Annotated in this window: 10 protein-coding genes; all 10 read right to left on the bottom strand. The window is 37.0% G+C overall.

All coding sequences use genetic code 11. The annotated features are described in order from the left end of the window. Nucleotides 1–28: 28 nt before the first annotated feature. The gene (gene skfA, locus EBQ12_RS17110; RefSeq protein ID WP_017366484.1) at nucleotides 29–196 is read right to left on the bottom strand and encodes a sporulation killing factor; all 168 of its coding nucleotides are present in this window, start codon (nucleotides 194–196) and stop codon (nucleotides 29–31) included. Nucleotides 197–447: 251 nt separating this feature from the next. After that, entirely contained in the window at nucleotides 448–846 is a 399-nt protein-coding gene (locus EBQ12_RS17105) for a RidA family protein (RefSeq protein WP_125590836.1), read from the bottom strand. A 126-nt stretch (nucleotides 847–972) separates the two neighbouring features. Continuing rightward, nucleotides 973–1,485, bottom strand: coding sequence for a PadR family transcriptional regulator (locus EBQ12_RS17100; RefSeq protein WP_007498534.1), 513 nt, complete (start codon nucleotides 1,483–1,485; stop codon nucleotides 973–975). 5 nt (nucleotides 1,486–1,490) lie between these two features. Then, a complete protein-coding gene (locus EBQ12_RS17095) occupies nucleotides 1,491–3,956 on the bottom strand; it encodes an ABC transporter permease (protein ID WP_125590834.1) in 2,466 nt (821 codons plus the stop codon). Then, complete coding sequence (locus EBQ12_RS17090; RefSeq protein ID WP_125590832.1) at nucleotides 3,925–4,644, bottom strand: ABC transporter ATP-binding protein; 720 nt, start codon at nucleotides 4,642–4,644, stop codon at nucleotides 3,925–3,927. The genes EBQ12_RS17095 and EBQ12_RS17090 overlap by 32 nt, the downstream gene beginning before the upstream one ends. 155 nt (nucleotides 4,645–4,799) lie before the next feature. Then, on the bottom strand, nucleotides 4,800–5,564 hold the full coding sequence (locus EBQ12_RS17085) for an ABC transporter permease (protein ID WP_050826855.1): 765 nt from the start codon (nucleotides 5,562–5,564) through the stop codon (nucleotides 4,800–4,802). Next, nucleotides 5,561–6,478 carry an ATP-binding cassette domain-containing protein gene (locus tag EBQ12_RS17080; protein ID WP_125590830.1) on the bottom strand — a complete coding sequence of 306 codons (918 nt, stop codon included), beginning with the start codon at nucleotides 6,476–6,478 and terminating at the stop codon, nucleotides 5,561–5,563. Before EBQ12_RS17080 ends, EBQ12_RS17085 begins: the two co-directional genes overlap by 4 nt. 14 nt (nucleotides 6,479–6,492) lie before the next feature. Beyond that, nucleotides 6,493–6,684 (bottom strand): PLD nuclease N-terminal domain-containing protein, encoded by a 192-nt coding sequence (locus EBQ12_RS17075; protein ID WP_125590828.1) that lies wholly within the window; start codon nucleotides 6,682–6,684, stop codon nucleotides 6,493–6,495. A gap of 385 nt (nucleotides 6,685–7,069) precedes the next feature. Continuing rightward, entirely contained in the window at nucleotides 7,070–8,746 is a 1,677-nt protein-coding gene (locus EBQ12_RS17070) for a TRM11 family methyltransferase (protein WP_057078697.1), read from the bottom strand. A 196-nt stretch (nucleotides 8,747–8,942) separates the two neighbouring features. Further along, nucleotides 8,943–11,306: a hypothetical protein gene (locus EBQ12_RS17065; RefSeq protein WP_057078699.1), complete on the bottom strand. Its 2,364-nt coding sequence runs from the start codon at nucleotides 11,304–11,306 to the stop codon at nucleotides 8,943–8,945.

Below are 11,306 nucleotides of genomic sequence, written 5' to 3'. Positions count from 1 at the left end.
ATATATGCTTAACTCCCTATGTTATTCATTAAATAGCTCTCATTGCAGGATGTGGCAGTGCACAAACTCGTGTCATTGCAATACTTTTTGAGGCCCAGCACCCCATACATCCAGCCGCCTTAACAATTGAAGTACCACCTGGACGCTTAAGGCTTTTTTTACTCACAGATTCCCACTCTTTTTGGTTTCTTGTCATAAGTAAAACCTCCTCTTAAAATTTGCATAGTGTCAATAGACCCAATCTCCATGCACCCTGATATTACCATATGAAAAATGTCGAAGTAAGGGGAATTGTGTAAAATATTCTAAAAATATACTTAAAAGGTTTTTATATCAATAAATTAGAGAGAACTAAATATAAAAAAGATTGGATATGAAAACCCAATCTTTTAGCCCATACTTCCCTTATGCAAAAATTTTTCATTATCTATCTCATCAAGATAATCATTAAATCAAGTCCATATCCCGACAAGCCCATGCATCCACCTCGACCTTTAAAGCAGGTGAAGCCAAAGCCACCACATAAATCATCGTCATACAAGGCAGGTGATCCCCTAAAAACTGACCCATGATTCGTTTTCTACTCTCGGCATCAAACTCCCCTACTAAATAAAACACAAGCTTCGTTATATCTTCCACTTTCATATCTGCCGCTTCTACATTGCGTTTTACATTCTCTAACGCTAGCTCGAGCTGTTCCATCGGGCTCTCTGGGATGGTCCCATCGACTTCCATCCCCACTTGCCCTGATAAGGTTAACCACCGCTGCGGCCCTGTTGTCTCTATTTGATGGATGTACGGTGCAACTGGTGCGTGAATGGTCTCAGGATTACGTGATGTTTTCATTGATCAAACCCCTTTTCTGAAAATACAATCAATTTCCACCTATCATACCAAACTTTCTTCCCATCCTATCTGCATATGCTCCGAACGAAGCCAAAAAAAAGACCTTTCTTCAAAAGAAAGACCTCTCTAAAATGATGACCCGCTCCGATGCTCAATTTGATGAATCCAATTCAAATCCGCCTCTAAATGAAGCAGCGTGCCAGAAATCAATAAGTACCGACTCTCATCACCTTGCACAAGACATTCCGTTTTTAGCTTCGTGAGTTCCATCACATCTTTCATGATGACGGCTTTCTGCTGCTGAAGCATTTCTTTTTCTTGATGAAATCTGATTTTCCGTGCACAGCCCCATTTAAAGTGAAAATCATCCTTTGCAGCATGATATGGAACAGGTGCCAACAGCCATGATTCCAGCTCTTGTCTGCCTTCTTCCGTCACGTCGTACAGCTTTCGATCTTGGTCATCTATTCCCACTGCTGTCACCAATTGATCACGAATTAACCGATCAAGCGTCGTGTAGATTTGACCAGGGTTGATTTTTCCTTTTATTCCGAGCAATGACTCCAGCTCTAGCTTTAATTCATATCCATGATGTTGCTGCTGACAGAGCGATGTTAAAATTCCGTATTTCACTGACATATGATTTAACCTTCTTTGAGAGATGATATCATCTCTATTTTACTCGCTGTCGCACTAGAAATCCACGAAGCCGCTAAACTGAGTGCAATTCCTGCGATCACTGCCAGCAGTAGATGCACAGGCGGCAATTGGAATGAAACAAATCCACCCAGCCAATCAGATTGGCTTGAGACATATAGAAGAATCACACCAAATAAAATGCCGCCAATCACACCTGTTAACCCAATGAGCACACCTTCTCCGATGATCATTTTTCTCACCTGCTGCTTTGTCAGCCCCAGCGCCCGCATGGTGCCAATCTCAGATGTGCGTTCAAGCGTGTTCATCAGTAGTGTATTGGCTGTTCCAATGCTCGCGAGCCCCATAATGAAAATGAGCATCATAGAAATTAACTCGTTCATACCAGTTAAAGCCGATGTCGTTGATTCAATCTCATCCCCTACTGTTTTCACCTTTGAAAGCCGCTGCCCAAAGTCTTCCCATAGCTGATCTCGTAAAGACTCACCGGCACCTTTGTCTTTTAACGTAAGCAGGATATCAAGGGGCTGCGTCCACCCTAAATCCTCTTGTAAAAATGTCTGATCGACAAATGCCACATAACCCGAATGATGAGAAGTCTTGACCACATCAATGATTTGTAACTGCTGCCGGCCAGAAGGTGCATTGAGATACACACTCTCTCCAATACGCCCACCCCATTCATCAAACGCACGCTCTCCTAACACGATAGAAGGCGTTTCTGATAATCGTTGATACAAATCGCCTTTATTGTCACCTTCTATAAAAGACGGTCCCTTTTCCTCTACGCCGATCAGAGAAAATTGTCTTTTCTCTCCATGGGCCGTTTCCCATGTCAAAGGAGCCGCTTCCATCATCGGTTCCACCCATTCAACAGCCTCATAGGATGACAGCTTTTCTTGATCCGCTTTCGTCCATGGCGCTTCAGAAGTAACCCTGAGATCACCGCCGTACGTTTGACGAATCTCTCTTTCGTAGCCGTCTGGAGCCGATTCAATGACCGCACTTAAAAGCAAGATCACAGCAATCCCAACAGCTAGAATCGCCGCCGTATTGGCATTTCGATTCAGTTGCTGCGTGACATGCTGCGAGGATAGATGGCCCGGGTAACCAAAGACAAACTTCAAAAGAGGCGCCAACAACCGGTTCAAAAAGAGCAGAAAAAATGGGAATAACAGAACCATGCTGGCTAAAATGCCAAGATAAGCAGCCGGATGATCCACCCATACAAATGAAAGCAAGCCTATCCCTATCACCGCTCTAATGACCGATTGTTTTTTCAGTGTAGAAGTTTGGGTAGTGGATTTTAAAGTCAGTAGCACAGACGTTTTCCCTGCATGATAGATCGGAAATAACGAAAACAGCACAGGGAACACAATACCAATGATCAATGAAATTACAACAGGCACTTGCCAATCTAACGAATACACCATATCAAAAGCGAACACACCAAGCAGTGTTTGCATGAACACATCTCCAAGCCAAACGCCAATCGGCACTCCAATGGCTGTTCCAATACATGCCAAGATCAAAACCTCAATCAACATCAGCTTTGAAACAGAGCCCTGCGTATAACCAAAGCTCTTCATAATCGCAAATTCCTTTTTCCGTTCCATCACACTCGTATAAATCATATTAAACACAATAAAACCACTCATAAACATCGACAGCCCTGCGATGAGGTAAAAGAACGTGTACAACCCGCCAATGTCATTACTTTGCCGGTCATCCGCCACCACAGGCTGGACAAAAACATCGGCATCCTTGAACTCTCTCTGTAAAGATTGAAAGAGCTGCTCTCCGCCATCATTCGTCTGAAATCTCATATAAGAAAGCTGATGATCGAGTCCCGTCCAGCCTCTCAATAAATCAAGCGGCGCCATCACACGAAAACTCGATGATTCTGCACTCTTCCAGTCACTCGGACTTGAAAGCAGCTGTGTATATTCCACAATGGCAGATACCTTCGCTTCGCCCAAATCAGAAAAACGAATGGTATCTCCCACTTTTTTATTCAGCAGCTTCGCCACAACATCTGGTATGACCAACCCCTGATTATCCAAACGCCCTTCAATCACAGGCAGCTTCAGTAAAGAGCTCGTTTGATCTTGTACTCCGGTAATTCGCACCGCCCGTTGGTTAAGAGAGTGATCACCTTCTACATCAAAAAACGTCTGTTTATCCAGCGCTAATAATGATCCTGTCACATCAGGATGCTTTAAAATGGAGGAGATCTGTTCCTCATCATACGTATGATCATCACTCAACACCCAATAATCTGCATCAGCGACATACATTTGCTCATAGTAATGAAACACATCATTTGTCGTTCGATCGGCAATGAGCATCGACGTGACAAAAGCAATTCCCACCATGATGCCTAAGACAGAAATGGCGAACCGCTTTTTATGCTGAATCATGTTACGCCATGAAATTCGCCACATACTGAGCATAATCATCATCCTTTCTAGATATCACTTGATCAATAACACCGTCTTTAAAAAGGATGATTCGATCCGCAAATCCTGCTGCGAAAATATCATGCGTCACCATGATAATCGTCTGCTTGCTTTCTCGATTGAACTTGCACATTAACGCCAAAATATCCTCCGCTCTATGCCGGTCCAAGTTCCCCGTCGGCTCATCTGCTAACAGCACTGACGGCTGATTGACTAGAGCTCTTGCAATCGCTACACGCTGCTGCTGCCCGCCGCTCAGCAAACTAGCCCGTTTCCGCCCAAGTCCATTCAAGCCAACAACCTCTAACAGCTCTACAACCGTCTGTTGATTCTCCTTTGTTAAACGTCCATCTGCATGCAGCGGAAACGCCACATTTTCTTCGACAGTTAATGTAGGTAGCAACTGATAATTTTGAAACACAAACCCTATCTGTTTTCGGCGAAAAATCGTTCTCTCTTTCTCATTCATCTCACTCAACTGATGCTCATCTATCAAAATCTCTCCATCAGTAGGCAGATCAAGCCCGCCTAACAGCTGAAGTAATGTACTTTTTCCAGAACCACTCGGTCCCATCACCGCTACAAACTCCCCTTCTTCTACCGTCAAATCAACGCCCCTCAGCACCTCAGTCCGCTCCTGGCCTTGAAAGAATTCCTTCTTCACATTCTCGATCTGAATCATCTGCAAACTCCTCCCATCCCTTTACGGAGTAATTATATACTAAGTATATATTATTTCAACATTTAAATCATGATAATATGTATTCACATCTTATTTATTACTTACTAAATACATAAAAAACCCTTTAGATTTTCATATCTAAAGGGTACATCATGCTATAATTCTTGTTTTCTAAAAAGAAACCATCCGATGAGAAAAAAGAAACCAATCAATACCGATACACCTAGAAAGCTTGTGAGTGCCTGATCCGAATAAGTCCCTCTATGAATCATCTCCTCAGCCGCACTTGTGACGCCTTTAGGTGCAAACTTCCCTAATGTATTCTCATAAAACGAAGGAACGGTAAACAGGATGAGATTGATCAAAAGGGAAACGCCGCCCGCAGTCACTGAGCGCTTAAAAAACGCCGATGCACAAATGGTCGATACTACAATAAGCAGTAAGTTTGGATAATACAAAAACGTTCCTTTTAACACATCGCCCCAAGCCACATGCCCAAATTGAATGTCTACATAATAAACGGAAGCTAGAACCGCCACTACCAAACTAAACAAAGTTAAACAGGCATAGGCACATATTTTTGAGGCATAATAACTCATTCGACTGATCGGTTTCACCATAATCATCGCCGTCACCCCAGAGGCACGCTCTCCAGCAATCGTCCCCATCACGATCATAATGAGGATAAACACGCCGAGTGAATCAAATTTACTCAATGCACTAGCTAAAGCCTCTCCAGCACTAGGCTCTGGTATATAAAATGTCGACCCTTCAGGTAAATTAGCGGATTTCGATAAAAGGTCCGGCAGCATTTTGAGCGTAATAGGCTGTGTAATCATTAAAATCGTAAAAATGATCGGCACAAATAAGATTTTATAACTAGTGAATAACTCCCTAAATTCCTTTTTCAACATCATCATGCCGTCACAACCTTCATGAAAATATCTTCAAGCGTTAGCTTAGATAGTCGATAATGGAGAAGAACACCGCCAGTTTCAGTAATGAGAGCCGGCAGTTCCTTCAATGCCGTTTGTTGATCTTTGACTCGCACCTGATAAGCGTCTCCTGTCTCCATGCATTCCTCCACCCAATCCCGCTCCTTTAACAAAGCCATTAGTTTCGTATTCTGTTGTTTTAATTGGAATTCAATCACGGGCTGGATATAGTCTTCTTTGAGCTGTTTCATCGAAGAGGACATCTCAATTTTGCCGCTGTCGATCATGATAATATGATCCGCCACCCGCTCAATATCATCTAAAATATGGGTCGACATAAAAATCAGCATCTCATGCTTTAGACGCTCAATCAAAGTCAGGACGTCTTTTCTCCCCATGGGATCAAGTGCAGACACAGGTTCATCTAAGATGAGGACCTTCGGGCTATTGATCAGCGCCTGTGCAATGGCAAGCCTCTGCTTCATGCCTCCACTATAGCTGCCAATGGCACGATCCTTCGCCTCATACACACGGCAAAGCTTCAACAGCTCCTCTGTTTTGGAACGAATGATGTTTTTCTCTAAATGAAATAACCCGCCAACCCAATGCATCCATTCCTGCCCCGTCATATCCTGATAAAATGCAGGATGCTGAGGACAGTACCCAATCACCTGACTGATTTGATCCATGTCCTTTGTGACATCAAAACCTGCCACCTTCACAACGCCAGACGTAGGACGAGCAAGCCCCGTCAAAATCCGTATCGTCGTTGTCTTCCCCGCTCCATTGGCTCCTAAAAAGCCAACACATCCAACCTCCCCAACAGAAAAAGAAACCTCTTTTAACACTTCATGCCGTCCATACGATTTCGTCAGCCCGTGACACTCCAACATATTCAAGCGAATTCCCCCTACTAAGATTGTTTACGACCAAAAATGAAATACGCAATAGGACCAGCACTCGCCACAAACACAATCACCAAAGCCCAAACCCACTTCACCTCTCCCCTGATTCTCGACGGAACTCTTTTCAACAAATCAAACAAACCAATCACCATTAAAATTGCTTGTAGCAAAATAAGAGGTAAAATCATCTTCATATCCATCCACGCCACTCCCTTTTCAAACGTCAATTTGTTTTGGTATTACTTCTTTTGACGACATGAAAAGGAGATTCGTTCAATAAAAAAAGCCCAGTGAAAGTGCATTCACTGGGCTTGCTACTTATGCTCATATTTGATTAAACAAACGAGCATCGATTTTACATCACTCCTTTTCGACAACTGAATACATCAATTTCTCATTTCATCTAAACTGTCTTCAAGTTCGTACAAGATCACACTCTAAACATCCTCCGCTTCATTGAAAGCAGTCATATCTCTTAATATTTGCATTAAATAGAAGTGAAATTCTTTTATATGTTAAACATTTTATGAACAACTCACATGGTTTTATCACTTAAAATAAGTTAAAATTTATTCTTATTTCTTATTATTTTTTTTTAACTATGAGAATGTGTTCTTGCATCATTGTTTTTATTTTATCATTTCGATTTACGGTTGAGTTTATATGATGCGGGAGCCTTTTAAAGGAATATTCTCTAGTTAAATTAGTGATTTTTTGATAACCCAGATGTTCAAACCAATCATTTAAAACATCTTTCATATTAATATTAATTTTTCCTAGGACTGTTCTGTGACCGACAATCCATGCCTGAATCCCCTCATGATTAAGAACTCTATCAGTAGTTTCTATAACTTGATATAGATCTTCAAAGAAATTCAAAACTTCCCCTTTTCTATTTGGTACAGCTTTTAATTTTCGGTTGATTGTCTCAGATACACCTTTTAATTTTACCTTTAAAAACTCTATATTATCTAAATCATCCATAAAATCACCATTAAGTAACTCTCCAAAGAAATTTTCAGTCTTTTGAATACTTAATTTCTTAACTTCTTTCCTAGATAGATTTGTTTCCTTATTATAATTCCTATAAAAACTCAGCCTAACCCTTTCTCTCAATAAAGCAAATATTCTCTCATCAAGTCTATCGAGAGACAACCTTCTTCCTAATTCAAGCTGCTCTCTGAAATTATTTAATTCAAATTTCATTTCATTTAATTGTTTAACATCTTCAGCTATGACATCGTCCATTTTATTCACTAAACGCTGAAGAGTAATAGAACGAGTCAAAATAATGTCTATCCCCGTATCATTTTCAGATTTTTTGCCTCCTAATAAGTATTCATCACAATTATCTGAGTATACTTTAATATCTAGATATTTATTTAAAAGATCGGAAATCCACTGTAATGAAAGTCTTGAAAATTGACCGTAAGCTACGGTACTTCTAGAATCACCATATGGTGGAGATGTTAAAATTAGATCTACTTTTTGTCCTTCCATAAAATTCAGGTTCTTGGCATTGCTTAATTCGATTTGGATATTACTTGTATCTTTATAAGCTCTATTAACTTGTTTTAACATCTCCAAAAGGCCCAATAAGTTATCAGAAAATACGTCAACTGCATTCACATTAAATTTTTCAATATCACTTGGTGACATTTTATAAAGCTTGAACTCACTATTTCTGCTCAATGAACAATACCTTATGCATGAACTAAAGGAATTAAGCAATATCAATGCGTAATTTTCAATATTTTTTTTCCCTTTACTTTTTAAAAATTGATCTATTTTTTCTTTGATATATGATAACTCTCGAATATTTTGTTCTTTAAACCAATAATCTATGTTATTAAAAGTACTAAGTTTAATAACCATCTCTTTTTCATATCCAGATTGTAAATCTCTCGCAAATTTCTTTAAGGTTTTGATTATATAATCTGAATTAGGAAGTGTAATTACTTTGGTTCGTGCAATTAAAATAGCTAATGGATTTAAATCCGATCCAAAAAAATCTAAACCTAAATATTTTGACTCTAGTGCGGTAGTTCCACTCCCCACAAACGGGTCTAAGACACTTTTTATATGATAGCGATTCTTAATATAATTTAATAATTCAAATACCATATCTGGTACTGCTTTGGCGGGATAAGCATGTGTATTACTTTTTGAGGGAAAGAATGAAGCGTAGTTGTTTTCCCCCGAATAATTTAAGTTCAAATCTCTCCAAAAATAATCGTCTTGTTTATAAATATCTTGTGCCATTGCTTCACCTCATTTTTATTTTATGCCAGGATTAAACCGTGTGTTTTAACAAACACACGGTTATCGTTATATTAATTAAATTTAAGAATACTGTTATATACTTTTTTATTTTTAATAGTTTATCACAACTTTGAGCAATTCAATAAATTCCAATCTAATAATAACACAAAGAATCATTTTGTGGTTAGAATTTTTTTTATATAATCTCAATATGAGATTGAATTGGATCTAAAGTATATGAGAATTTAAATTTTTTATCTTCTTTCTCTTCAAGATTAAAATTAATATCCAGAATAGTTTTATCTTCAATACTTATAGATAAATGTCCATCTCTAAACTTATCCAATTTAAAATTTATAATTTCATTTATCTCTTCATTATTATAAAAGTTAAATAGCTTGTTATTTTTGATAAAATCTTTATTTTTTCTCATTTTATATAATAGTTCAGAAAAAATAGGTACTGCATGTTCAATTTCATCTTTTTTTATTTTAATACTCTCTGTTATAAAGGAAATAGCCTCTGCTCCTTCACAAATTAAAAGATCAGCTGGTAATATAATTGTTTTTTCAGAGTTGTCAATACAAATATAGGATTTTGGATTATTCCTAATCTTCTCTTCTATTTCTTTAGAAACTTCTCCAACTATTAAATCAGCTATTACCTTTTCGTATATCTGTTTAATATCCTCAGAACGCGCCACTGTTATATGTGTTGAAACATCAATCAGATCATTATCACCGTTTAGATATACATTTGGATTTTTATACAGCACTTTATATTTTGTATGCCTGAAAGGTAGCGCATAGTCACCTGGTAACGCCAATCTCGAACTATATGCACTATATTCCATCATTATATTTGTCGTGTATAACTCGTCTAATCTACATATTCTTTTAACTGGATAAAAAATTTCATTACTGTTTATTTCTAATCTTGGAAAACTTCCAAAAGAATTCCTATATTGATTGCTTTTAAGGTGATAATCTTCTAAAATGCTTTTAATTTCATCTTTTTTTTCACTATCTATGTTAAGTATATAATTACGAATGTCTTCAAAACTACTTGTTATGTCTGTGTATTGTTTATACATTTTTTTTAGATCATTTAATACCTCCTCCAATCTTTTACGCTGTCCTATCAAATATCTATGAGAATTATTTAAGAGACCTGAATCTAATTGTTTTAATTCAACTAATGCCTTTCCTTCATTATTAAGTGAACATAAATCCAATATATTAAAATCAATTGAAATTGCTTCTTTGTGTAAAATATAATAAGTTTCTGTGTGCTTATAATATTCAAGTTTACTATGCGCTGCGGTATCTGGCTTTTCGTTTGTAATTCTTAACAGAGTCCCTTTTTGTAAATTTCTACCTCCTTGATCCCCTCTAATTTGTATATCACACGCTTGAGAAATGAGAAGATACTCCTGATTATCAATACAAAAAATATCTCCAAAACCAATAGGGTAATAATGTCTATTAACAAAAGTATTATACTTCTCTCTATTCCTAAATTTTATAACTTCATCAAAATTTGTAATTGAAGAGACGTCTATATCTTTACATAATTTATCATAACTATCAACTACTTTAGTTATATTGTCAATATTTTCATATATTTGATTGTTCATATCATATTTTGTAATTGCCATTAAGATTCTAGTGAGTGTATCAATTATGGAAGCTCCTTCTTGAGTGCTAAATTTTAAAATTATTTTATTTATAGTAGATTGTTCTATATTTTTAAATGTAGCAGAAGCTCCCTTAATACCACTACTGATTGTATCTGTTAAAAAATTTGTTATTTTAAAAGTGTAGTTACGTCTCAATCCATGTGAAATTGTTTCAACAAACTCAATTGATCGTTCTGAATCAATTAAATCTTTTTCAATTAACCAAATTAAATTCTTATTTTCGGATAATCTTTCATTTGAAGTTTCCAAATAACTATTAAATTGAACTTCACCTTCTATATCGTTAGTATTTTGTGTTGCTAAAATCCCAATATTCCACTGATACTCAGAAGAACAAAATTCTTCTAATAAATCAAAACCTTCATTACCTTGGTTGCCAAATTCCCTATCGATAAGCCAAAGTACTTTTCGTTCTTCAGAAGGGTCCCAAATATTTTTAATTCCGTTTTTTAAAAATTCTTTTGCTTCTTGTATAGTTCCAAAAGTTTTATATTCTTCCACCGCTTTTTTTGTGTGTAATTCTTTTAGAAAACGTAATAAATTATCTTTTTGGCTTGTTAGTATTGTATTTTTAAAAGAATTTTTATCAAAAAGAGTTGATTTTTCCCTCTCCGTTAATTTCAAAAACCATTTTTCAATATACTCTTCTCTTATGTGCTCTGGAAATGAATAAACTTGTGAGATATCGATTTTAGAATCAATTTCTGATATTTTTTCTTTATAATCCATTAAATTTTCTTTAATTTTTTCTAATAGTATAACTTCGTCAACTTCATTCAAATCTTCTTCCATATAACAATCGTCCACACTTACAATATACTTTATATTATTATTATTAAATAATTTTACTATAGACTCCAT

Origin of the sequence: Bacillus sp. 2B09, from assembly GCF_003946835.1 — a bacterium.
In the GTDB taxonomy this organism is placed as follows: domain Bacteria; phylum Bacillota; class Bacilli; order Bacillales; family Bacillaceae; genus Bacillus; species Bacillus altitudinis.
Note: the sequence above shows the minus strand (reverse complement) of the source record. Positions and strands in the feature narration are given on the sequence as shown.